The organism is Pirellulales bacterium (assembly GCA_019636345.1).
Lineage (GTDB): Bacteria > Planctomycetota > Planctomycetia > Pirellulales > Lacipirellulaceae.
In genome coordinates, this window is sequence record JAHBXQ010000008.1 from 173812 (window position 1) to 197605 (window position 23794).

General features: G+C 67.6%; 16 protein-coding genes. 7 read left to right on the forward strand and 9 right to left on the reverse strand.

The features are described from left to right. The first annotated feature begins 230 nt into the window (after positions 1-230). From KF688_17290 to cadA, 3 genes are all read left to right on the forward strand, one after another. A complete protein-coding gene (locus tag KF688_17290) occupies positions 231-2531 on the forward strand; it encodes a tetratricopeptide repeat protein (protein MBX3427437.1) in 2301 nt (766 codons plus the stop codon). A gap of 92 nt (positions 2532-2623) precedes the next feature. Further along, the gene (locus tag KF688_17295; GenBank protein ID MBX3427438.1) at positions 2624-3430 is read left to right on the forward strand and encodes an RNA methyltransferase; all 807 of its coding nucleotides are present in this window, start codon (positions 2624-2626) and stop codon (positions 3428-3430) included. Positions 3431-3574: 144 nt separating this feature from the next. Beyond that, positions 3575-5443, forward strand: coding sequence for a cadmium-translocating P-type ATPase (gene cadA, locus KF688_17300; protein ID MBX3427439.1), 1869 nt, complete (start codon positions 3575-3577; stop codon positions 5441-5443). Positions 5444-5464: 21 nt separating this feature from the next. On the opposite strand, the gene KF688_17305 is transcribed toward cadA, so the two are convergent. The 4 genes from KF688_17305 to typA all read right to left on the reverse strand — a co-directional run bounded on the left by KF688_17305 (position 5465) and on the right by typA (position 10396). Further along, complete coding sequence (locus tag KF688_17305) at positions 5465-5947, reverse strand: hypothetical protein (GenBank protein ID MBX3427440.1); 483 nt, start codon at positions 5945-5947, stop codon at positions 5465-5467. A 268-nt stretch (positions 5948-6215) separates the two neighbouring features. Beyond that, entirely contained in the window at positions 6216-7349 is a 1134-nt protein-coding gene (locus KF688_17310; GenBank protein ID MBX3427441.1) for a hypothetical protein, read from the reverse strand. A 59-nt stretch (positions 7350-7408) separates the two neighbouring features. Continuing rightward, positions 7409-8188 carry a hypothetical protein gene (locus KF688_17315; protein MBX3427442.1) on the reverse strand — a complete coding sequence of 260 codons (780 nt, stop codon included), beginning with the start codon at positions 8186-8188 and terminating at the stop codon, positions 7409-7411. A 315-nt stretch (positions 8189-8503) separates the two neighbouring features. Further along, positions 8504-10396, reverse strand: coding sequence for a translational GTPase TypA (gene typA, locus KF688_17320; GenBank protein MBX3427443.1), 1893 nt, complete (start codon positions 10394-10396; stop codon positions 8504-8506). 814 nt (positions 10397-11210) lie between these two features. On the opposite strand from typA, the gene KF688_17325 reads away from it, so the two are divergent. Further along, the gene (locus KF688_17325; GenBank protein MBX3427444.1) at positions 11211-12731 is read left to right on the forward strand and encodes a response regulator; all 1521 of its coding nucleotides are present in this window, start codon (positions 11211-11213) and stop codon (positions 12729-12731) included. Positions 12732-12848: 117 nt separating this feature from the next. On the opposite strand, the gene ilvC is transcribed toward KF688_17325, so the two are convergent. Both ilvC and ilvN read right to left on the reverse strand, forming a co-directional pair. Then, positions 12849-13856 carry a ketol-acid reductoisomerase gene (gene ilvC / locus KF688_17330; protein ID MBX3427445.1) on the reverse strand — a complete coding sequence of 336 codons (1008 nt, stop codon included), beginning with the start codon at positions 13854-13856 and terminating at the stop codon, positions 12849-12851. 61 nt (positions 13857-13917) lie between these two features. Then, a complete protein-coding gene (gene ilvN, locus KF688_17335) occupies positions 13918-14418 on the reverse strand; it encodes an acetolactate synthase small subunit (protein MBX3427446.1) in 501 nt (166 codons plus the stop codon). A 260-nt stretch (positions 14419-14678) separates the two neighbouring features. Between ilvN and KF688_17340 the strand changes: the two genes are divergently transcribed. Then, on the forward strand, positions 14679-18494 hold the full coding sequence (locus tag KF688_17340) for a protein kinase (GenBank protein ID MBX3427447.1): 3816 nt from the start codon (positions 14679-14681) through the stop codon (positions 18492-18494). 91 nt (positions 18495-18585) lie between these two features. Here KF688_17340 and KF688_17345 read toward each other — a convergent pair whose 3' ends face one another. Further along, complete coding sequence (locus KF688_17345) at positions 18586-19419, reverse strand: FkbM family methyltransferase (GenBank protein MBX3427448.1); 834 nt, start codon at positions 19417-19419, stop codon at positions 18586-18588. A 216-nt stretch (positions 19420-19635) separates the two neighbouring features. Between KF688_17345 and lepB the strand changes: the two genes are divergently transcribed. After that, the gene (gene lepB, locus KF688_17350; protein ID MBX3427449.1) at positions 19636-21591 is read left to right on the forward strand and encodes a signal peptidase I; all 1956 of its coding nucleotides are present in this window, start codon (positions 19636-19638) and stop codon (positions 21589-21591) included. A gap of 67 nt (positions 21592-21658) precedes the next feature. Beyond that, positions 21659-22576: an LPS export ABC transporter ATP-binding protein gene (gene lptB, locus KF688_17355; protein ID MBX3427450.1), complete on the forward strand. Its 918-nt coding sequence runs from the start codon at positions 21659-21661 to the stop codon at positions 22574-22576. Between the two features lie 78 nt (positions 22577-22654). Here the strand turns inward: lptB and KF688_17360 are convergent, their stop codons facing one another. Beyond that, a complete protein-coding gene (locus KF688_17360; GenBank protein ID MBX3427451.1) occupies positions 22655-23203 on the reverse strand; it encodes a hypothetical protein in 549 nt (182 codons plus the stop codon). A gap of 31 nt (positions 23204-23234) precedes the next feature. Next, positions 23235-23794: hypothetical protein (locus tag KF688_17365; GenBank protein ID MBX3427452.1), on the reverse strand; the 560-nt coding region annotated here is incomplete at its 5' end.

Here is a 23794-nt window from a genome sequence, read left to right on the forward strand (position 1 = left end):
CCCCCTCGCTGGCTGCATGCTTGCCGCCGGTACGGCGTCGGGGAATCGCTTGGCACGCCGTGGGGCAAGGGCGGCGCCGGCGAGGTTGAATCGTAGCGATTGAAACGGCCAGCGGAGCGGTTGCCTCGAATCTGCAGCCGAGTGACGCCTGCCGTGAACGCGAGTAAGATGGAACGATTCCCCGCGCCGCCGGGAAGTCGCCTCGCCATCGACCGCTTGCAGTGCTCTCCATGCCATTGGCCTCGCCGCTTGTGGGTCGTTCGCTCGTGTTGTTGGCCGCGGCGATTGCGCTGTTGGCCGCCTGGGCCGCGGCCGACTGGTATTCGGCCGAGCCGTTTTCGTCGCTTCGCACGGCGACGTACGTCGGACGGCAGTCGTGCATCGCCTGCCATCAGGCGGAAGCCGCCCTGTGGCACGGCTCGAATCACGATCGGGCGATGGAACTGGCGACCGACGAATCCGTGCTGGGGGACTTCAACGACGCCCGGTTCGAGCGGCTGGGAGTCGAGACGCGGTTCTTCCGCGACGGGGACCGATTCATGGTCCAGACCGAGGGCCCCGACGGACAGTTCCGCGACTACGAGGTGAAGTACACCTTCGGCGTCAACCCGCTGCAGCAGTACATGGTCGAGTTCCCCGACGGGCGGATCCAGGTCCTCCGCGAATCGTGGGACGTCCGCAAGAACGAGTGGTTTTTCGTCACGCCCGAGGACGTGCCCGACTCGCGCATCGAATCCGGCGACCCGCTCCACTGGACGGGCCTCGCCCAGAACTGGAACACGATGTGCGCCGAGTGCCACACGACCGATTATCGCAAGAACTACGACCCCGTCGCGGACACGTACCAGTCGACCTACAACGAGATCGACGTCAGTTGCGAGATGTGCCACGGCCCGGGAAGCGTGCACGTGAAGCTGGCTGAGGGCCGTTCGTTGTTCTGGGACCGCAACGTCGGCTACGGCATGGCGAACACGCTCAAAGGGGCGACGAACGTGAAGCAAGTCGACACGTGCGCTCCCTGCCACTCGCGCCGCGCGCAAGTGCACGGCGACTATCATGCCGGGGCGAACTACCTCGATCATTTCGAGCCGGCGCTGCTGGAGGAGGGGCTCTACCACGCCGACGGACAGATTCAGGACGAAGTGTACGTCTACGGCTCGTTCCTGCAGAGCAAGATGTACCGCCAGGGAGTCCGCTGCAGCGATTGTCACGATCCCCATTCGCTCAAGCTGAAGTACGAAGGGAACCGACTGTGCGCCCAGTGTCACCAGCCGGGCAAGTACGACACCCCCAACCACCATCGCCACGTCGCCGCGGCTGCCGACGCGGCGGAGACGCAGTGCGTGAGCTGTCACATGCCCACCCGCACCTACATGGTCGTCGACGATCGGCACGATCACAGCATGCGGGTCCCGCGACCGGATCTGACGGCGGCGCTCGGCACGCCCAACGCCTGCAACAACTGCCACACGAAGCCTGAGGAAGACGCCGAGTGGGCGGCCGAGGCGGTCCGCGCGTGGTACGGCGAGAAGCGACCCGACGATCCTCGCTGGGCCGCGGCGATCGCCGCGGGTCGGGCCGGCGAACCGGGCGCCGACGAGGCCCTGCGCGAGTGGATCGGCCGGCGCGACGCCCCGGCGATCGTCCGCGCCACGGCGATCGAGTTGGCTGCCCGCTACCCGGGGCCGGACGCCCTGGCGGCGGTCGAGCGCTCGCTGCGCGACGACAGCCCGCTGGTCCGCAGCGCCGCGGTGCGGGCCCTGCCGCTGCCGCCCCCCCCGTCGCAGGACGGTCCGCGCGACGACGAAGCCGAGGCGGCGCTCAACCCGTGGGGACAGACACGCTCGCGATTCATCGAGAAGACGGCGCCCATGCTGCGCGACGGGACCCGCTCGGTCCGGCTGGCCACGGCGCATCGGATGGTCGAGGCCGCCGGGGAGCTCGCTCAGAGCGAATTTCGCGCGGCCTTGGACGAGGCGGTCGAGGAGTTCCGCGCGGCGCAGCAGCTTCATCTCGAACGAGCGTCCGCCCATCTGAATCTGGCCAGCTTGGCGCTTCGACTGGGCGAGTTGCCGCAGGCGATCGCCGAACTGCGAGCTGCGATCGCTCGCGAGCCGTATCTGACTGGTCCCCGCGGCGAACTGGCCCGGCTGGTCGAAGCCGAGGGGGGAGACGCTGACGAGGTGCGAGCGCTGCGGGAAGAGGAGGTCGAACTGTTAACCCGCGACACGGGCCTGTTGCCCGGCAATCCGACGCCCTACTATCGCAAGGCGATGTTGCTGTATCTGTTGGGGGATCTCGACGAAGCGCGCAGGTCGCTCGTCGAAGCATGCCGCCTGGGGCCCAACGACTATCAAAGCTGGCTCGCTTTGGCGCTGATCTGCGAGCGGCAACAGAAGTGGCCCCAAGCCGTCGCAGCGCTCGAGCGGATGACGCAACTCGCCCCCGACGACCCGACCCCGCAAGCGATCCTCGCCCGCATCAACGCCGCCGTCCGTCAGGAGCAGGATGAGGCGGCGGCTGAGGAATGAACGGGGCGACTGGTGGCCGGTGACTCGTGATCAGACGATTTCGACTTGGTCGGACCTTGCCGCTTATTCCCTCTCCCCTCGCGTTTCCCCTCGTGCATATCACAAGCCGCCACAATCCGCGCGTCAAAGACGCCGCCAAACTGCGCACCGGGCGCAAGCGTGAGGTCGCGGCTCGGTTTCTGATCGACGGGCCGCGAGAAATCGCCCGGGCGATCGCCGCAGGGGTCGAGATCGCCGAGGCGTTTGTCTGCGAACCGCTCGTCGCGGCACTGGGCGATCCCCAGGCCGCACCTGAGATCGCCGCCCTCCGCTCCGCGGCCCGCGAGTTCGCCACCGTGACCCCCGAAGTGTTCGAGAAACTCTGCTTCGGCCAGCGCGGCAGCGGAGCGGTCGCGGTCGCCGTGCCGCCGCGACGGTCGCTCGCCGAGTTGCAGCTCCCCCCCGCGCCGCTCGTGGCCGTGCTCGAAGGGATCGAGAAGCCGGGCAACGTCGGCGCCGTCTTGCGGAGCGCCGACGGGGCCGGGGTCGACGCGGTCGTCGTCGTCGATCCGCGGACCGATCTTTACAACCCGCAGACGATCCGAGCAAGCCTCGGCACGGTGTTCGGTCGGCACGTTTGCACGGCGACGACCGCTGAGGCGCTCCCCTGGCTGTGCGGCCTCGGCGTGCCGCTCGTGGCGACCCGTCCCGACGCGACGGAACTTTACACGGCGGTCGACTATCGCGGCGGCGCCGCCATCCTGTTGGGGAGCGAGGCCGCGGGACTCTCCGACGTTTGGCGGCAGGTCGACGTCCTTTCCGTGCGCCTCCCCATGCACGGCTTGGCCGACAGCCTGAACGTCTCGGTCGCCGCCGCGATCATGTTCTACGAAGCCGTCCGGCAACGGGGACCTGCGTAAGCGGCCAAGTTCTTCGGGACGGCCCGATGGTCACGGTCTCGACAGAGCGTTGTACTCCCGTCATGAGACGACGTCTCGATTGACCCCCTGTGCCGCAGCCTCGGAGCTCTCCCGGGGAGCGCAGGCGGTTCGTATGATGAAGGCATGGGCCCTCTGGTCTCGATCCTCACGCCGGCGCGGCGGCAGGCGGCGATCGCCGCGCTGGCCCTGGCGATGATCGCCGTGCACCTGGCGATGCGGTTGGCAGGCGGGGAAGAAGTCGCCGCGCGGGCCGACTGGCCGTTGTGGATCGCGCTCGCCCTAGGCGGAACGCCGCTGGTCGTCGAGCTTTCGGCCAAGCTCGTCCGCCGGCAGTTCGGCTCCGATCTGCTCGCGGGAATCTCGATCGTCGCCTCGGCCCTGTTGGGCGAATACCTCGCGGGGACGCTCGTGGTGCTGATGCTCTCCGGGGGCGAGGCGCTCGAATCGTACGCCGTGCGGAGCGCCTCGTCGGTGCTGGCCGCGCTCGCCAAACGGATGCCCGCCTTGGCGCATCGCAAGGAAGGGTCGCGATTGGTCGACGTGCAACTGGCCGCCGTGCAGGTCGGCGATCTGGTCATGGTGTTTCCGCACGAAGTGTGCCCGGTCGACGGCACGGTCGTCGAAGGACACGGCGTGATGGACGAATCGTACCTCACGGGCGAGCCGTACCAGATGGCCAAGACCGCCGGCGCGGCGGTGCTGTCGGGGGCGATCAACGGCGAATCGGCCTTGACGATCCGCGCCGACAAGCTGGCGATCGACTCGCGGTACGCCAAGATCATGCGCGTCATGGAAACCTCGCAGCAACAGCGCCCGCAGTTGCGGCGGCTGGGGGACCAGTTGGGGGCGTTCTACACGCCGCTGGCCTTGGCGGTGGCCGGGGGGGCGTGGCTGGCGTCGGGCGACCCCGTGCGGTTTCTCGCCGTGCTGGTCGTGGCGACTCCCTGCCCGTTGTTGATCGCCATTCCCGTGGCGATCATCGGCTCGATCTCGCTCGCGGCACGGCGGGCGATCATCGTCCGCGACCCCGCGGCTCTCGAACGGGCCGACCGCTGCCGAACCGTCATCCTCGACAAGACGGGGACGCTCACCTACGGCGCGCCGCAGTTGGTGGGCGAGTCGCTTGCCGACGGGTTCGACGCCGACGAAGTGCTGGCGCTCGCGGCGAGCGTCGAACGCTACTCGAAACATCCCCTCGCCTCGGCGATTCGGCGGGCGAGCGAGGCCCGCCGCGTGCCGACCCGCGAGGTTGGCTCCGTCCACGAAGCCCCTGGCGCCGGGCTAGTCGGCGAGGTCGGCTCGCAACGCGTGCGGATCACCAATCGTGCGCAGCTGGCGGAGAAAAATCCCGTGGCGGCGACAATGCTTCCCCCAGCTGTCGGCGGCATGGAATGCGTGGTGCTGGTCGACGACCGCTTGGCCGCGACCTATCAATTCCGCGACGCCCCACGCCGCGACGGGGCGCCGTTCATCGAACATCTCGCCCCCCGTCACGCGATCGAGCGAATCATGCTGCTGTCGGGCGATCGCGAGTCGGAGGTCCGCTATCTCGCCGACGCGGTCGGAATCAGCGAGATCTACGCCGGCCAAAGCCCCGAGGAGAAGCTCGAGCGGGTTCGGGCCGAGACCGCCGTCGCCCCCACGCTGTTCGTGGGAGACGGCATCAACGACGCCCCCGCGCTGCTCGCGGCGACGGTGGGGATCGCCTTCGGCCAGAACAGCGACGTGACGACCGAGGCCGCGGGCGTGGTCGTCATGGACAGTTCGCTGGGGAAGCTGGACGAGTTCATGCACATCAGCCGACGGATGCGGCGGATCGCGCTGCAAAGCGCCGTCGGAGGAATGGCCGCGAGCGTCGTGGGGATGGGCTTGGCCGCCGCGGGGTGGCTGCCGCCCGTCGCGGGCGCCGTGGCCCAGGAAGCGATCGACGTCGTCGCAGTGCTCAATGCGTTGCGCGCCGCGTGGCCGCCGAAATCGCTCCGCGATTTCTGAGGGCGTCGGCGTGCGCTCGTGCTACTCCGCGGCGCTCAGAGCAAGCCCGTCCTTGAGCAGTTCGATCTGCAGCGACCGGCTCGCGGCGAACACGTCGGAAAAAAACGACACTTCGTCGTTCGTCTTGGCAGATTCCTCGTCCAGATACGTTCGCAGGTCGTCCTGCAGGTGCGGGTCCTCGGCCAGCGCGGTGCGGAGCGCCTCGGCGGCGGGCGAATCGCCGTGGACGGCCAACTCGCCCGTGGCGCGATCGACGCTGACGCCGATCTGGTCCCCGCTTCCCCAAAACGGCGCCAGCACCGCGGCAAGTCGTTGCTCTAAACGGTCGCGGAGCGAACGCGTCTCGGGCTGGTCGGCCGAAGGCGCTTCCGTCCCTGTGCTGCGGGCAAACGCCCCGGAGAGGGCGTCGGCGAACGACTCGACCCCGCCGGCAACGACCGTCCCCGCAGTCCGAGCGACCGTCAGGGCCGCCGGCGCAGCAATCGCAGCGAGCAACGGATTCATTCGCACACCGACGAGAAGTGAGACAAGCCCAGCGGGCCGGACCGAGCGACAGCGCAGTCCTGCATCGTCTCCATCGGCCGGCACGCGGCGTCGTCGCCAGCGAACTTGCCGAGATCAAGACCGATTGACGGCGCAGCCTGCTAGCAGCGGGCTCGTCTTTGAATTGCGGCGATTGGGCAGCACCACGATGCGCACGACGAAACTCCTGTCTGGACATGGTCCGGCATGGGAGTGCCAAGTTCCGCCTGGCTGTCGTTGCGAGCGACGCTCACCGACCTGCGACCGCCGCCACTTGCGAGTCGCCGTTTCGCTCCTGCCGGGCGAGTTGTTCGTGCCGGGCGCGAACTTGCTGCTGGACGAACCGCAAGTCGTCCGTGCTGAGCTCGGCGAGCATGCATCGCGTCTCCAGACCGCTCGGCTGCACAAAGACCGCTTCGTCGGCGGTTACGCGGGCAAGGCGGGCCGCCCACTTGCGGCGAGCGTCGAGCGTGGACCAACCGCGCGGAGCGGAACTGGCCAGACCGCCCGCCGCGCGAAGCGCCTCGTCCGGCCCCGTGACGCCGAGCGGGCCGAACAGGTCGTCGGCGTCGGGGGTCGACTCCGACTCGTCCTCAGCCGGCTCGTCGCTCGACTCCGGCTGCGGGGCGAACGGGTCGTCCAGCGCTTCCGATTCAGCGTCGGGCTGGTCCTCCGAGTCCTCTGCGGATTCGTCGGCCGCGTCTTCGGTCGAATCGTCCCCGGATTCTTCGGCGTCGTCGAATTCGCCGAAAATCGACGCGCCCTCGTCCTCGTATGCGCCCTGATCCGCGGACATGTCGAGATCGTCTGCAGCGGGTTCGGCGGCGTCCTCGGTCTTAGCGGCCTCGTCCGCTGCCTCGTCCGCGACTGCGGGATCGGCGGCCGGCGCGGGCTGCGGCGTCGGCTCGTCGATCGGTGCGGGCACAGGGGCTGGGGACGACGAATCATCCTCAGCAGGCGCAATCGACTCGCTCGGAGCGTCGGCGTCAGCCGCGGCCGGGCGCTCCGGCGACCAAACCGGCGGGGCGACCGCTGCGGACAACGGGCGAACTTCCTCCGCGGCGTCCTCTTCACCCGGTTCGTCCGCGGGCGTCGGATCGGTCGCGGCAGGGGTCGGGACCGGCTCGGGCGTCGAGACCGTCGGCGCGATTGCCTCGGTCTCAGTAGGCGCCGGCGGTTCTTGATCGGGTGAACAATCGCCCGGCTCGCTTGCCAAAGGACAGTCGACCGTCGCCGCGCAACAAGCGGCCTCCTCGCAGCACGACGGCGGACAAGGCCGGCACCGGCAGCAGTGCCGCCAGAAGACTCCGGCTCCGGCCGACTGGGCGAACATCGCCGCCGCCAAGATCCATGCCGCCGCTCGTCCGATTTTGCAAGTCATCATCGTGCGTCTCATTGCTGTCGTCATGCCGAGCGGCGTTCATGACCGCCCGGTCGGAGTCGTTACGGACGGGACGTCGGCGCCGCCGACGCGGCAGTCGTCCCCGCCAGCTCGTGGTCGAGCAACGTCTGGACGGCGGTGCGTTTCTCGAGCACGAGCCGCTCTTCCATGCGGTGCTGTTTCGCGGCGCTCTGCCAGCTTTGGGCGAACGGGCCGGTGAGCTGCGCCGTGGGGGCGTTCGTGAGCAGCGCAATCGCACGCGCGAACAGCGCTTGCCCTTCCTCGTGCCAGGCGAGCACCTTTTCGGCGAACGACTTGACCTGCGGATCGACGCCCAACGAGTCGAGTTCCTCGATCGCCGCGACGGCCGCCCCGTGGGCGTTCTTGCGGTCGGTCAGGTAGTCGAACAGTTGCAGTTCGTGCACGTTGTCGATCGACGCTTCGCGACTGGCCCGTTCGGCGGCCATGATCGTCGCCAACTCGTCCCAGTACGCGCGGGTGAGGACCGCCTTTTGTTCCGAGGTGAGCGGCACAAGATAGCCGAGGGAGTCTCGTTGACGCTGTCGGGCCGTCTCCGGCGTCACCGGTTCGGCGGGAGCCGGATCCGCGCTCGGCGGGGCGACGCTCTCGGCAGACGGCGAGGCGGGGCTCTGCGCGTCGACCGCTGCGGGCGCCGGCTCGACAACGCCCTCGGCGGTCAGACCCAGCGCCGGCGGCTCGGCGTCGGAGAGCCACTCGGGAGCCGCGATCGACGCGCTCTTGAGCGTTCCCGCGGCGATTCCTTTGAGGTCGACCCCCATGTAATTGGCGCCGAAGACCAGCCCCGCGCAGAGCGCGATCATGCAACCCAAGGTTTCCAACAACGACGCCCCGCGACGCGCGCGGCCGTGCCGAGTCCGACGGCGGACGATGTGCAGTGACGACATGGTACGAAGCTCGCAGCGAGGAAGTGATCGAGCAGCCCGGCGCACGACGGTGCGTCGGAGGCGCCTGCACGGCAGCCGTCTGCGCGGAGGCTGCGCCTCACGAATCATAGCTTGAGGGCCGGAGGGATCGGCCGCGACACGGGGGGCGGTTCGCGCCGCTTGCCTCCGGCGGTCCGATTGGCGCAGTTGGAGCGATCGCGCGGGGCAAGGCGGCGGCAAACCGTCGGCCCGTCACGCCATGGCCGCGGCTTGCCGGTTCGCCCGCCGGCGGTCGTTCTCCAGCAGCATCGCCTTGCGGAGCCGGACTTTCGTGGGGGTGATTTCCACAAGCTCGTCGTCTTCGATGTATTCGAGGCATCCTTCCAGCGACATGTCGCGCACGGGGCGGACTTGGCTGTTGTCGTCCTTGCCCGCGGCGCGGACGTTGGTCAGCTTCTTCGCCCGCACCACGTTGACGACCAGATCGCCGGCCCGGCAATTCTCGCCGACGACTTGCCCCTCGTAGACGCTGTCGCCGGGGCGGATGAAGAACACGCCGCGGTCGTACAAGGCGTCGAGAGCGTAGGCGGTCGCTTGGCCCGTTTCGTTGGCGATGAGCGTCCCCAGGGCTCGGCTCGGGGTCTCGCCGCGGATCGGTTCGTAGCCCAGCAGTGTATGGTGCATGATCGCCTGCCCCGCGGTCGCGTTGAGCATGCGGCTGCGCAATCCCATCAGCGAACGGGCCGGAATCTTGAACTCCATGTGAACGAACCCCGCGCCCGACGAGCGGCGGCTGATCTTCACCAGTTCCGCCCGGCGATCGCCCAGCAAAGCCATGACGGCGTTCTGGTTGTCGTCGGGGCAGTCGACGACCAGCATCTCGATCGGCTCGCATTTGACGCCGTCGATTTCGCGGGTGATGACCGTCGGCTTCCCGACGCACAGTTCGTACCCCTCGCGGCGCATGTTTTCGATGAGGATTCCCAGATGCATCAGCCCGCGTCCCGAGACGCGAAACTGCTCCTGCGTGGCGCCGGGGCTCACCCGCAACGCGACGTTGGAGCGGAGTTCGCGTTCGAGTCGCTCGGAAATCTGCCGGCTGGTCAGGAACTTGCCGTCCCGGCCCGAAAAGGGGCCGTCGTTGACGCGAAACGTCATGTGGAGCGTCGGTTCGTCGACTTTGATCGTGGGGAGTCGGTGGGGCTGTTCGGCGTCGGCGATCGTATCGCCGATCTCGATCGGTTCAAGCCCCACGACGGCGCACAGATCGCCGGCGGCCACTTCGTCGACCTCGATCCGCTCGAGCCCCTCGAACGCCAGCAACTGGCTGACTTGCCGACGGGCGACCTCGCCCAGGTGGTCGATGACAGCCACGGTCTGCTTGCGCTTGATCGTGCCGGCGTGAACCCGACCGATTGCGATTCGGCCGACGTAGTCGGAGTAATCGAGCGAGGTCACCGACAACTGCATCGGTTGAGCCGCCGCGGCGTTGTCGCCCGGGGGGGGCACGTGCCGAACGATCGCCTCGAACAGCGGCGTCAGATCGGCGTTCGGCTGGTCGAGGTCGAGCGTCGCCCAGCCGTCGCGCCCCGACGCAAACACCGTGGTGAAGTCGAGCACCTCGTTCGGCGCTCCCAGGTCCACGAGCAAGTCGAACACCTCGTCGACGACCTCGTGAGGACGGGCGTCGGGGCGGTCGGCCTTGTTGACGACGACGATCGGTTGCAGGCCGCACTCCAGCGACTTCTGCAGCACGAACCGCGTCTGCGGCATCGGTCCCTCGTAGGCGTCGACCAACAGCAGCGTGCCGCTGGCCATATTGAGCACCCGCTCGACTTCGCCGCCGAAGTCGGCGTGGCCCGGGGTGTCGATCAGGTTGATCCGGTACATTTCGCCGTCGGCGGCCCGATAGACGACCGCGCAATTCTTGGCGAGGATCGTGATCCCGCGCTCGCGCTCCAGGTCGTTGCTGTCGAGAATCAGGCCGTGCTGCCCGCCGGCGAGCTTGTCAAGCTGCTCGTTGCGGTAGAGCCCCGATTGATACAGCATCTTGTCGACGAGCGTCGTCTTGCCATGGTCGACGTGGGCGACAATGGCGACGTTGCGCAAGCGGGCGGCGGGGACGACCAGACGGGAGACGGCCATAGTACCGGGGGCGAACGAGGCGGGAACGCCGGCCAGGGGCCGACGCCAGTGGGGGAAAGCGACGCGGGCTCAGATTCTATGCGATCGACGCCCCCTGCGGCAGTCCACCCCCGCGTCGAGGCGGGACGGCGGCGGCGGTCTCGATGACGATCGCCTCCGACAACGCCTGGACCCCCTGGAACAAAAAGCCGCAGCGGAACGCAAATTGACGCAGAACGTTCCCTCGGCGATCGCGTCGATCGGCGATTCTCCGCGGGTCTCGAGCATCGCCCCGTCGGCGCTCTTGGCGGCCGTTTGTTCGCGAATCGGAAGCACGCCAGCGTGTTCGGGCGCGGCGTCGCTCGGGAGCGCCCGAGCGAATATTTTGCGGGCATTCACCCTGATCGGCTGCGCTCGCGCTTGTTGCCGCTTCCGGTGCGCCCTATACTACCGTGCAATGATGGCGGGATATGCCCCTATTCCCGCGAGGCTAATACCGACTGGTTCGCTTGCTCGGCTTGCACCGTGGGATAACGTGGTGTCAGAGGACATAGAGCCGCCCGATTCGGCGTCGCACGCAGGGGATCCGACCTTGGCGGGTCCGGCCTCAGGCGCCGCGGCCCCCAAACCGCGGATTCTCTACATCGGGGGCGCCCACGACGAGGCGATCGATCTCCCCGAGCGATTGGGAGACGACGTCGAAATCGTCTCGGCCCCAACGACTGCCCGTACTCTCGCCCGACTGGCTCGCGAGGAGTTCGCCGCCGTCTACGTCGACGCCGACCATTTTGCCGCCGCGGTCGATCTCGGCCGGCTCCTGGAGGCCGACCGCATTATGCAGGCCATGCCCGACGGGGTGGTGCTGCTCGACGCCGAGAAGACGATCTTGTGGGGCAACGGCCGGTTGCGACAGTGGGCCGGCTGCGATTCGGTCGTCGGCGAGAACTTCTACCAGGTGTTCGGCAGTCCCGAGATCCTCGGTCCCGAGTTTTGCCCCTTCTCCACCGCCCTGGCCACGGGCCAAGCGAGCGCGTCGACGCTTCGCACCGAGCACAACAAGTACTACCGCATTCACGCGGCGCCGATCCTGGAAGGAGTGCGCGAGCCGCAGCACCTCGTCGTGACGATCCGCGACGTCAGCGAGGAAATTCTGCAGCAACAGAAGATGGTGGCGCTCCACCAAGCCGGCACCGCGCTGGCCGACATCATGCCCGACGAGGTCGCCGACCTCGAGTACGCGGAGCGCGTCGAGTTGCTCAAAGACAACATCCTTCACTGCATGGAGGACGTGCTCCACCTGGACGTCATCGAGATCCGCATGCTCGACCAGGAATCGGGCGAGCTGGATCCCGTCATGGCGGTCGGCATGGAGCCTGAGGCGGAACGTCGCAAGCTGTTCGCCGCCGAGACCGGCAACGGCGTCACGGGCTTCGTCGCGGCCACCGGCAAAAGCTATCTTTGCGGCCACACGACCGAGGATCCGCTGTACCTGGAAGGCGCCCGCGGGGCGCGCAGCTCGATGACCGTGCCGCTGATGCTGCACGAGCAGCTCATTGGCACGCTGAACGTCGAGAGCCCCGAGGGGAACGCGTTCAACGAGAGCGACCTGCAGTTTCTCGAAATCTTCGCCCGCAGCGTGGCCGCGGCCCTCAACACGCTCGAACTGCTCGCCGCCGAGAAGGCGAGCACCGCCGCGGCGAGCGTCGAGGCGATTCACAGCGCCGTGGCGCTGCCGATCGACGTCATCCTCAACGACGCCGTGAACGTCATGGAGCGCTACATCGGGCACGAGCCCGACGTGGTGGCCCGGCTGCAGCGGATCCTGGCGAACGCCCGCGACATCAAAAAGGCGATTCAGAAGGTGGGCCGGAAAATGGCCCCCACGCAGGCCCATCCCGGCGGCTTGGCCGAGGAAGTGCGGCCGCTGTTGGCGGGTCGCCGCGTGCTGGTCGTCGACAACGACCAGGCGGTCCGCGCCGCCGCTCACGAGTTGCTTGAACGGTACCATACGATCGTCGAGACGGCCCACGACGGCCGCGAGGCCCAGTACATGGTCCGCAACCTCGACGCCGACGCCCGCTACGACGTGATCATCGCCGATATTCGCCTGCCGGACATGAACGGCTATGAGTTCCTCGTCGCGCTGCGCGAGACGATGGACGACGTGCCGCTGGTGCTGATGACCGGCTTCGGCTACGACCCGGGGCACTCGATCGTCAAGGCCCGCCGCGAGGGGCTCAAGTCGGTCCTCTACAAACCGTTCCGTCTCGATCAGCTGGTCAGCACGATCGAGGGGATCATCCGCGACGCGCTGGAACGCAAGAGCGACGATCCTGCGCCGGACGGCGCCTCGTGATTTGTCGCAGCGCTTGAGCTGAGGCGGGCGACGCCAATCGGCGCACGTTGAGGAGCAAAGCCCGCGTCCCGAGCGCGGAACTTCTTCCTCACTGCGGCCGAACCCTCTGCGGCTTCCTTAGTCGACGACCTTGTCGTCGATCCACGACATCATCTTGCGCAGTTCCTTGCCGACCGTTTCGACGCCGTGTTCGCGTTCGCGGCGGCGGGTCGCCTTGAAGCTGGCTTGGCCGGCGCGGTTTTCCAGGATCCAGTCGCGGGCGAACTGACCGCTGCGGATCTCTTCGAGGATCTTCTTCATCTCGGCCTTGGTCTCGTCGGTGACGATTCGCGGGCCGCGAGTGTAGTCGCCGTACTCGGCGGTGTTCGAGACGCTGTAGCGCATGTAGCCGAGGCCTCCCTGGTAGAACAGGTCGACGATCAGCTTCAACTCGTGCATGCACTCGAAGTACGCCATTTCGGGCTGATAACCGGCCTCGACGAGCGTCTCGAAGCCCGCCTTCACCAGAGCCGCGGCGCCGCCGCACAGGACGGCCTGCTCGCCGAAGAGGTCAGTCTCGGTCTCCTCGGCGATCGTGGTGCGAATGACCCCCGCGCGGCCGCCGCCGATGCCGCTGGCGTAGGCGAGGCCAATCTTGAAGGTCTCCTCGCTCGCGCCGTCCCCGAGCGCGATCAGGCAGGGAACGCCGCCCCCCTTCTCAAACTCGCTGCGAACCAAGTGCCCGGGGCCCTTGGGGGCCACGAGCAGGACGTCGACCCCCGGGGGGGGCGTGATCTGTCCGAAGTGGATATTGAACCCGTGCGAGCACATCAGCACCTTGCCCGGCTTCAGGTGCGGCAGCACGTCGGCCTTGAACACGTCGGCCTGCAGTTCGTCCGGAAGCAGGATGTTGATCACGTCCCCCTGCTTGGCGGCTTCGGCGGCGCTGACCGGCTCGAACCCGTGGCTCTTGGCCAAGTCGTAGTTCTTGCCGCCGGGACGCTGGCCGACGACCACTTTGACGCCGCTGTCGCGCAGGTTCTGAGCGTGGGCGTGTCCCTGCGAGCCGTAACCGAGAATGGCCACGGTCTTGCCCGCAAGGGCCTTCATGTCGGCGTCTTTGTCGTAGTAGATCGTGGCGGCCATGGGCGTGTGGGGGGAGAGGGTGACTGGTGATTGGTGAATGGGGATCGGACGCTTGCGTCCGCTACGCTTCGCCGCCGAACGGGCGATTCACGCCGCGGACCATCGCGATCCGGCCGGTGCGGACCAACTCGACGATGCCGTACGGGCGCATGAGGTCGATGAAGGCTTCGATCTTCTTCTCCTGCCCCGAGATCTCGATCATGATCTGCTCGGGGGCGACGTCGACGATCTTGCCGCGAAAGATCTCGCACAACTGCTGGATCTCGGCCCGGCCGGCGGCCTGGGCCTCGACTTTGATGAGCATCAGGTCGCGTTCGACGAACTCTTTGGAGCTGACGTCGTCGACGCGGACCACCGTGACGATCTTTTCGAGCTGCTTGCGGACCTGATCGAGCACCGTGTCGTCGCCGACGACCACGAAGGTCATTCGGGAGAGTTCGGGCTCCTCGGTCTCGCCGACGGCGAGGCTGTCGATGTTGTAGCCGCGCGAGGCGAGCATGCCGGCCACGTGGGCGAGCACGCCGGGCACGTTCTGCACCAGCGCGGAAATGACGTGACGCATGGGGAAGGTCCGGCTTGGAAGGCCGGCATAACTGGTCAAACGCGGGAAAAAACGAATCTCCGATGATAACCACGCCGCCGGGGGGCGACAACCTGCGGCCCCCGGCGTCCAGAAGGCAGGGTTCGCCGCGACCGGCTCGTTTATGCCGACACTTCGCGACGGCGGGGGTTCGGAAATTCCGGCGCTTTCTCGGAGACGACGCGGACTTGGCGGCCCCGCAGTTGGCCCGGAGGTCGCCTCCAAGGTACAACCGAGCAGGTATGGCCTACTCGTCCCAGGATCGCGACTTTCTGTTCTTCCTGCTCGCCCGGCGTCGGGGATGGGCTGCCGATGCGCAGCTTGAGGCCGCTGCGCGGCTGTGGGGGGGCGTTCCCGGGCGGTCGCTGGCCGAATTGGTCGCGGAACACGCCCGGCTCACCCCCGAGCAGCTCGACGAATTGCGCAAGGACGCCGCCGCCGAGGCGATGAAGACCCGCAGCGAACCGATCGAGGCGCTGCTGGTCGAGTTGCCGACCGAGCTGCGGCGGCGGCTCACCGGGTCGGCGGCGACGCAGTATCACACCCCCAAGGGGGACGCCCTGGCGACCCTCCCCAGCGACGGGCCGACGCACGGTTCGCGCGGCCCCCGCGCGGCTGCGGCCGAACCCCTCCCCGCCAGCGATCGGTTCGAGATTGTCCAACTGCATGCCCAGGGGGGGCTGGGGGCCGTGTTCCTGGCGCGCGACGGCGAGATCGATCGCACGGTGGCGCTCAAGCAGATTCGCTCGCAGTGGGCCGACGACGAGGACTCGCGGGCGCGGTTCCTGCTGGAAGCGAAGATCACGGGGCGGCTCGAACACCCGGGGATCGTGCCCATCTACGCCCTGGGGGCCGACGCCAGCGGCAGGCCGTACTACGCCATGCGGCTGATCCGGGGCGAAAGTCTGCTGGCGGTGATCGACCGCTTCCACAAACCGCGCGAGGAGGGCGCCGACGGTGCGGAGAAGCTCCCCGAACTCCGGCGGCTGCTGGCGCGGTTCGTCGAGGTCTGCAACGCACTGGAGTACGCCCACAGCCGCGGCATCATCCACCGCGACGTGAAGCCGGCCAACATCATGTTGGGACGCTACGGCGAGACGCTGGTCGTCGACTGGGGACTGGCCAAGGTCGTCGGGGACGAAGAAGACATCGTCGTCGACACCTACACCAAGTGGAAACCGGTCGGCCTGGGGAGCGGCGCCGACAGCGGCTCGGCGACCCGCATGGGGACGGTCGTGGGAACCCCCGCGTACATGAGCCCCGAGCAGGCCGCCGGCCGGCTCAACGATCTCGGCCCGCAAAGCGACGTCTACAGCCTGGGGGCGACGCTGTTCCACCTCCTGACGGGGGACGTGCCCCACGACGCCAGCGACGACATCGGCGTGCTGATGGCGCAGATCGATCGCGGTTCGTTCCGCTCGCCGCGCGAACGGGAGCGCTGGATCCCCAAGCAACTCTCGGCGATTTGCATGAAGGCCCTCGACCCGCTTCCCGAGCGACGGTACGCCTCGGCGGGGGCGATGGGAGAGGACCTGCAGCGGTGGCTCTCCGACGAGCCGGTGCTCGCGTACGAGGATTCGCTCGCCGAGCGGGCCTTTCGCTGGATGCGCAATCACCGCACGCTGGTCATCTCGGCGGTGGCGGCACAGGGGGTCGCAGCCGCGGCCATCGTCGCGGGGTCGATCCTGTGGAGCCGCGTCCAGAGCGAGCGCCGGCAGCAGCAGCACGCCCTCGACCAACAGCGGCAGTCGCGGGCCGCCGAATTGGAAGTTTCGGCCGAGGCGGCCCAGCAGACGGCCCTCGCCGAGTTGCGGACCGGGCGGTTCGAGACCGCCGTCGGGCTCCTCGACCGCGCGAGCAAATCGTTGGACGACGAACCGCAATTTGCGGCCTTACGCGACGAGATCGTCGCCCGTCGCGAGCGCGCCGCCCGGCTCGCCGACTTCCGCCGCTGGGGCGAATCGGCCGAGGAGCTGAACTTCTTCCAGCACGACGCCGAGGCGCAGGCGGAACTCTACGACGCGCTGGAACGCATCGGCGCCCTCGACCGCGGCGATTGGTGGAACAACCTGCCGGCCGAGGACCTCACGGCCGATCAGCTCGACGACTTGCGGTTCGACGTCTATCGCAAATTCGTTCTGCTGGCGAGCGTCCACAGCAAACGGATGATGCGGGCCGGGCTGTCGGCCGGCGGGGCCGACGAGGCCCGCGAGCTGCTCGCGGCCAGCGAGTTGGCACAGCGGTTCCGGCGCACGCAGTCGCTGCGGTTTTTCGCGGGGGGCGCCCGGCTGCGATTGGGGCAAAGCCTGACTCCCCCGCCCGCCGCCGCGGAGCTCGACCCCCCGGTCACTGCGGCCGACGCCTACATGCTGGGGGGACTGTGGGTCGTCGCTTCGCAAAATCCGGTGCTCGCCGCGACGTACGCTCGGGGCGAAACCAACTTTGTGGCCAACGCGAAACGACAACTGACGGTGGTCGAAGCGCTCGCGCCGGCGGACTACTGGAGCCACTTCCTCTTCGGCTTCATCGAGCTGTTGGAAGCAGGAGATCCGGCCGTCGTCCTGCCGAGCGTTTCGCACCCGCACTACGCCGCGGCCCGCAGCGCGCTGGGGCACAGCATTGCGATCAAGCCCGACTACTGGTTGTCGTACGCCGAGCGGTCGGGGGCGATCCGCCAGGAGATCGAGTCGCGACGCCGTCACCCCGAGGACGCACGCAACGTCTCCCAGGCGGAATCGGAGTCGCAGATGTTGCAGTGGATGATTCGCGACACGCAACGGGCCGTCGAGGTCGCTTCGACCCGGTCCGAGGTGCAATGGTACGTGGCGTTCGCCCACTGGATCGCCGGCAATCGCGAGGCGGCGATCGACGCCCTGCTGGCGGCGCTCGAACTGGGAGAGCGCTACGACGTCGAGACGATTCCACGGCTGATCGACCCGGAGCGGCAGCGCGCGCTCCCCGAGACGCTGCAAATCGCCGACGATTTGCTCGCCGAAAATCCCGATCACCCGCGGTGGCGCACGCTGCGGGCGTTCGCCCGGCTGCAACTCGGGGAGAACGACTTGGCGTGGGAAGACGTCGCCGCGGCGCTGGCGGCGGTCGATCCCCCGCCGTTGGCGTTCGCTGTGCGCGGACGCCTGTTGTTGGAACGGGGCGAAGGGGCCGCGGCGCAGGGGGACTTCCGCCGCGCCCTGGCGGCGGCGCCGCACGACCTGTTCGCGCGGCTCGGTCTGGCCCAGGCCCACGAACGGCAGAAGGACTTCGCCGCAGCGCTCGAGGGGTACGAATCGGCCCTCGCCGGCGCCGAGACGGCGTTTCAACGCGCGGCTTGCGAATTGGGCCGCTGTCGGACGCTCCTGGCCGCGGGCCGCCGCGAAGAAGCGCTCGCCGCCGCCGCGGCCGCGATCGAGCACAAACCCGCCTGCGAGCTGACCAGCGTGCTGATCGCGGCTCGTGAACACGGCAGCCCCGACTTCTCTGCGGAGCTTGAGGCCCGGCTGAAGCGGCGCAGCGTCGCCGCCCGCCTCGCCGAACTCGCCGGTCCGCCGCGCGAGTTGCCGCTGCTCAACGGCGACTTCGAGATCGGCCAAGGGGGCCGGCACTGGAACAACGACGACATCGCGGGAATGGCGTGGCAAAACGTCGGCGGCTGCCAATCGCGCGGCACGCTCGACCCGACCGTCGCCCACGGGGGGGGCCGCTCGCTGCACGTCGTCTATCCGCGCGAAGTTCGGCAAGGTTACGGGGTTTCGTCGCAGACGCTCCCCGCCGACCCGCGCGGCCGGTACCGCCTCTCGCTGTGGGCGAAGGCCAGCGACGCTGCCGCGGGAGTCGTGCAAGTCGTGCTCGACGATCGCCGCGACAAGCCGCTCGTCTCGCTCCCCGCGGGGACGTACGACTGGCAAGAACTCGCCGGCGAGTTCGATCTCAAGGACGCAACGGCGCCGACGGTCGAAGGCTACCGGAACGTCACGCTGCGTATCCTCGCCGTCGCTCCGGGCGAAGCGTGGATCGATGACGTGCGAATCGAGCGAATCGACGACGCCGTCGAGCCGTGAAAGCGACACGCTCGCTGCCTGCTGTCTTGTGCGCGTTGCGGCAATGTTCTGAAGCCAAGCATCAGGCGTCCTCGTTGGCTCCTGCCCCGCGTTATGCGGCGCGACGGAATTGGCGCGTCGCAGGAATCGCCAGCAGGTCAAAGTGCTTGGCCGCGGTCATGTCCGCCTTGGCCACGCGCTCTCCTTCGGGAGCGGCCCCGCCTTGGAACCGGTGGACCGAGTAGCCGTTGTCCGCCAGCAGCTCGAACAGTTCGTGTCGCTCCCGAGCCACCAGTTTGCGGAAGACCTCGGTGCGGATCACGGGGCGATACTCGCGCAGGATCGGCAGGATCGATGCGAGCACGGCTCGGTCGTATCCTTCGGCGTCGACCTTCACGAAGCTGAGTCGCGGCAGGCGGCTGGCGAACTCGTTGCGAAGGACCTCGGCCAGCGGGCGCCCCTCGACGGTCAGCGGATACTTGCGGCGGAACAGTTTCCAGCGCTGCTGAGACTTGAACCCGCCGTTGCAAAAGCTGGCGTCGCTGTAGTGAAAGACGAACTGCCCGGGCTCCTCGGTCGCGGCGTAGCAGCGGGCCTCGATCCGCGTCTTGTCGCGATTGAGCGCCGCGTTGACCGCCAGCACGTTGAACACGTGCGGGTTCGGCTCGAGCGCCAGCACGCACCCCGACGCCCCCGCGGCAAGCGCCAACGGGACGGTCGTATCGCCGGTGTGGGCGCCCACGTCAATCACGAAGTCCCCGGGTCGGATGAATCGCCGCAGGCCGGCCACCTCGGCAGGGTCGATCGTCTTGGGCGTTTCGTACGGGTGAAGCCACTGGGCGTACTGCACCCGGCCGTCGTGCGGCAGGTGAAAATCGCGGATCTCGTGTCCCCATTCGGCGAACGGCACCTCCGGGCGGCGACGGAACAGACGAGCGAGGGACATGACGAACGGCTCCCGAGCGAGGACTTGTGCACCGCCGAGCGCAGCCGGCGGGGCGGGAAAAGTAACCGATGCCGCGGATCGCCGCACCGGCGATTTTTGTCGGAAGTGCTGGCAGCGCCGGCGGGCAAAATCCTTTTCCCTAATCCGCCTAGATCGCCTCCGAGCGAACGAATACCCTACGGTATCGCTTACCGCCCGCTCGCCGCGACGAACCTCATGGCACGCAAGACGCCCAAACAATCGGAGCCCCAAGCCGAGTCGGTCGACGACCACCCGGCGATCCTCGCCCCGGGGGGACGCCAGTTCCACGCGGTCCGCGAGGTGATTGAGTCGGTGGCCGTGGCGTTCGTACTGGCGTTCATGTTCCGCACGTTCGTCGCCGAGGCGTTCGTCATCCCCACGGGTTCGATGTCGCCGGCGTTGCAGGGGCGCCACAAGGACGTCCGCTGCGACCAGTGCGATTACCGCTTTCAGGTGACCGCCAGCAGCGAAGACCCCGAGGACATGCCCCCCCGGTACGCCCGCAACCCCGAACTGGCCCAAACGGTGGGGGGGATGTGCCCGATGTGCCGGCGGCTGATGCCGTTTCGCGCGGACCTGAGGCCCGAACTGCTCGAAGCGGCCGGTACGCAGGATCCTTCCTTCCAGCGCACCTACCCGGGCGACCGGATCGTGGTGAACAAGTTCGGGCTCGACTTCTCCGAACCCGAGCGGTGGGACGTGGTCGTGTTCAAGTATCCCGGCGACGGGAACATGAACTACATCAAGCGACTCACGGGCCTGCCCGGCGACAAGCTGAAGATCACGCAGGGGGATCTGTTCGTGCAGAGCCCCGGCTCGAGCGCATTCGAGATTACGCGCCGCCCCCCCGAGATCGTTCGGGCGATGCTGCAGGGAGTGCATGACACGGACTTCGAGCCCAGCGTCCTGGCGAAGGCAGGCTGGCCGCTGCGCTGGGCGCCGACCACCCCCGACGGCTGGCGGCATGAAGTCGACGTCGCTGAGCGGAACGTCGTGCAGTCGTTCACGATCGACGCCGCAGGCGGCGAGGGCGAACCGGCTTGGATTCGCTATCGGCATCTCGTTCCCAACGAGGACGTGTGGGAACTGGTGCTCGGCGCCGGCGACCGGGAATTGACCGCGGCCGAGCGCGACGCGCTCGAGCCGAGTAAACGCCCCGAGCTGATCAGCGATTTCAACCCCTACAACGCTCGGCTGCAGCGCGACGTCGCCAATCGGCTCGGCTGGCAAGTGATGCCTCCGTCGCAACCGCCGCAGGACGGCGTCACGGGTTCGACCGGCTACGAGTGGGTGGGCGATCTCGCGCTCGAGTGCCACGTCGAAGTGCGCGAGGCTCAGGGCGAGTTGCTCTTGGACCTCGTCGAGGCGGGCTACCACTTCCGCGCAACCGTGACGCTCGACACGGGCGCCGTCGATTGCTCGATCGTCGACGGTCGCACCGGCGAGCCGCTTGATTTTCAAGCGACCGGCCAGTGCCGGGTGAAGTCGCCCGGCAAGTACCGCTTGCGATTCGCCAACGTCGACGATCGGCTCTGGCTGTGGGTCGACGACAAGCTGGTCGAGTTGGAAGGAGCGACCTGGGACCCCGACGAACTGCTCGGCGGGCGGCAGGGCCTGCTCCCCTGGGCCAACGAGGACCAAGCCGGCGATCAGGGCGATCTGGCCCCCGCAGGGGTCGGCGCCCGCGGGACGAGCCTCGCGATCAATCGACTCGCCGTGCTGCGCGACATCTACTACGTAGCCGCCAAGCACGAACGCGGGCAACCCAACCAAGGGGCGCTCGACTATCCCCATTTCACTTTCGAGATGCGGCTGCCGGACGGCACGCGCGTCCCCGCGGTCAACAGCGTGCCGACATTGATGTCGCGCCGCGACGCATGGTCGCGGTTCGCGTTGCGGCGGACGGTCGACTTCGCAGTGGGCGAGGACCAGTTCTTCGTCATGGGAGACAACAGCCCCGAGAGCCTTGACGCCCGATTGTGGACTGACCCGCGCGGTCGCAACGGCGAGCCGGGCGGCCATTACGTCGATCGCCGACTGCTGATCGGCAAGGCGCTGGCGGTGTTTTGGCCCCATAGTTGGGGCGCCATCCCGGGCCTGCCGATGCTCCCCGGTTGGCCGAACTTCGGAGACATGCGGTTGGTGCGCTGAGGATCGCCGACGGCCGGACGCCGGCTGTCGTTGAAGAGCCATGCCCCGTCAAGGAGGACGGAAGACAATGTCGCTGTTGCGCGTCACAGGATTGGTGAAGAACTACGGCCGGCGGCGGGTCGTCGACGGGGTCGCGTTCCATGTCGAACGGGGCGAGATCGTCGGCCTCTTGGGCCCCAACGGCGCCGGCAAGACGACCAGCTTCCGCATGACCTGCGGCATGATCGACCCCGACGCCGGCAAGGTGTCGCTGGCGGACAAGGACGTCACCAACTGGCCCATGTTCCGCCGCGCCAAGGAAGGGGGCATGGGCTACCTCGCCCAGGAGTCGAGCGTCTTCCGCAAGCTGTCGGTGCAGAACAACCTGCTGGGGGTCATGGAAATGCTCGGCATCCCCCGCAAGACCCGGCGCCGGCGATGCGACGAACTGCTCGAGCAGTTCGGCATCGCCAAGCTCCGCAAGAGCAAGGCGATGAGCCTCTCCGGGGGCGAACGACGGCGGCTCGAAATCGCCCGCTGTCTGGTCTCCGACCCGCAGATCATTCTGCTCGACGAACCGTTCACGGGGATCGATCCCGTGACGATCGCCAGCATCCAAGAGATCATCCGCGACCTGCGCTCGCGAGGCATTTCGATCCTCATCACCGACCACCAGGTCCGCGAGACGCTGCAGATCACCGATCGCAGCTACGTGATCCGCGCGGGACAGGTCCTGTGCCACGGCCAGCCGAACGAGATTCTGCAAAACCCCGAGGCCCGCAAGTACTACTTCGGCGAAGGGATGGACCTGGGGGTCCGCACGCTGGGCCAGCGCCCCGCGCCGCCGGCTGACATGCCGACCTCGCTGCCGACGTCGACTGGCCGCTTGGCCGCACTGCGGAGCCGTTTGACGGGCCGTTACGACTCGAAGCTGAGCAACATCCGCCCCACGGAACCCGCGAAAACCGCGGCGCCCAAATCCAAACGCCGCGGCGACGCGGCGTAGAGAAGCCCCTTTCGGAGAAAGGGACCTACGCAGGTCGCTTTCACCGAAAGCGACGAGCAGCGCCGCGGAGGGCGTTCCCTACAGCCGCCGGCGGCGGAAGAGGACGCCGGCCGCGAGGGCGCCGGCGGCGAGGGTCGCCCCGGCCGGTTCGGGGGCGATGTTGAGGATGAACTGCTCGCCCGCTACGCCATTGACATTCAAGTCGATGAGGATCACCTCTTTATCTGGAAACGCGACCAGCTGCCAGGTCGAGGCGGGATTGATGCTGACCCGCCCGATAAACGACGGAATCGTAAGGTTGATGTCCCAGAACGTCACGGCGTCCAAGATTGCGGGGGGGTGATCAATCAACAACGTGAGGATGATCTGGTTGTTCGTCACGTCGACGTCCATCAGCGCCGGCAATTGGGGGTTCTCATGGTAGCCGAACCCCGGGACTTCGACCCCCGGGCCGACGACGAACTTGCCCGAGTCAATGACAGTAATATTGCTCGACGAATCGGATTGGTGCTCACGAATGACTTTCATGACCTTCCCTTCGAGATTAGCCCCGAAGGCCTCGTCGAGCCATGTCGATGCGAACAGGCATACGACTGAAAAAGTCGTGAGAACTAGAATTCGGTGCATCGTGTTTCTTCCTTTCTGGAAAAATCGGTGCTCAATCTTCGATTTCAATGGCGCAGCGAATCTTTGCCCCGGTCGCCGACCAAGCGGCAGTCGTGAGTGCGACATAGATTTCATGGCCCGCTTGAAATGGATCAGCGTTCATCGCCTGTGTCGTGGCCTTGATGTTCTTCTCTGTCGAATCCAACGCCGCCGTTAGCCCTGTCCCGGTTCCACTTCCTCCTGTAATACCCGATAAATTGATGAAGACTTCGGCGGTCAGCGTCCCCGTCACCGTTGTCGCGCTAGGAACGTCGCTTGTGATCACGAGTCCGGTGACCGACCCCGAGCGGACGGCGCGGAACCGGCCGGCGCCGGCGTTGCCGGTGGTGAAGTTGTTCCGAGCCATCTCCGAGTTCGTCAGACTCGTGAGTCCTCCGTCTTTGATCCAGCCATCGATGGTCTGCCGGAATCCGCCGCTGTCGGCCACATCGACGCCGGCGCCTGCGAAGTTGCGGGCCACGACGCTTGTCGTGCCGGTGAGACCGATCGGCGGGTACGTCGTCCCCCCGTTGCCGGACACTTGATTGCCGACGATGACGTTACTGCCGGAGG

Bases quoted from the DNA above. Each gene is read 5' to 3' on its own strand.
- KF688_17290 (MBX3427437.1), top strand. From the start codon at position 231: ATGCCATTGGCCTCGCCGCTTGTGGGTCGTTCGCTCGTGTTGTTGGCC.
- cadA (MBX3427439.1), top strand. From the start codon at position 3,575: ATGGGCCCTCTGGTCTCGATCCTCACGCCGGCGCGGCGGCAGGCGGCG.
- KF688_17305 (MBX3427440.1), bottom strand. From the start codon at position 5,947: ATGAATCCGTTGCTCGCTGCGATTGCTGCGCCGGCGGCCCTGACGGTC.
- KF688_17310 (MBX3427441.1), bottom strand. From the start codon at position 7,349: ATGATGACTTGCAAAATCGGACGAGCGGCGGCATGGATCTTGGCGGCG.
- KF688_17315 (MBX3427442.1), bottom strand. From the start codon at position 8,188: ATGATCGCGCTCTGCGCGGGGCTGGTCTTCGGCGCCAATTACATGGGG.
- typA (MBX3427443.1), bottom strand. From the start codon at position 10,396: ATGGCCGTCTCCCGTCTGGTCGTCCCCGCCGCCCGCTTGCGCAACGTC.
- KF688_17325 (MBX3427444.1), top strand. From the start codon at position 11,211: ATGCAGGCCATGCCCGACGGGGTGGTGCTGCTCGACGCCGAGAAGACG.
- ilvC (MBX3427445.1), bottom strand. From the start codon at position 13,856: ATGGCCGCCACGATCTACTACGACAAAGACGCCGACATGAAGGCCCTT.
- ilvN (MBX3427446.1), bottom strand. From the start codon at position 14,418: ATGCGTCACGTCATTTCCGCGCTGGTGCAGAACGTGCCCGGCGTGCTC.
- KF688_17340 (MBX3427447.1), top strand. From the start codon at position 14,679: ATGGCCTACTCGTCCCAGGATCGCGACTTTCTGTTCTTCCTGCTCGCC.
- KF688_17345 (MBX3427448.1), bottom strand. From the start codon at position 19,419: ATGTCCCTCGCTCGTCTGTTCCGTCGCCGCCCGGAGGTGCCGTTCGCC.
- lepB (MBX3427449.1), top strand. From the start codon at position 19,636: ATGGCACGCAAGACGCCCAAACAATCGGAGCCCCAAGCCGAGTCGGTC.
- lptB (MBX3427450.1), top strand. From the start codon at position 21,659: ATGTCGCTGTTGCGCGTCACAGGATTGGTGAAGAACTACGGCCGGCGG.
- KF688_17360 (MBX3427451.1), bottom strand. From the start codon at position 23,203: ATGCACCGAATTCTAGTTCTCACGACTTTTTCAGTCGTATGCCTGTTC.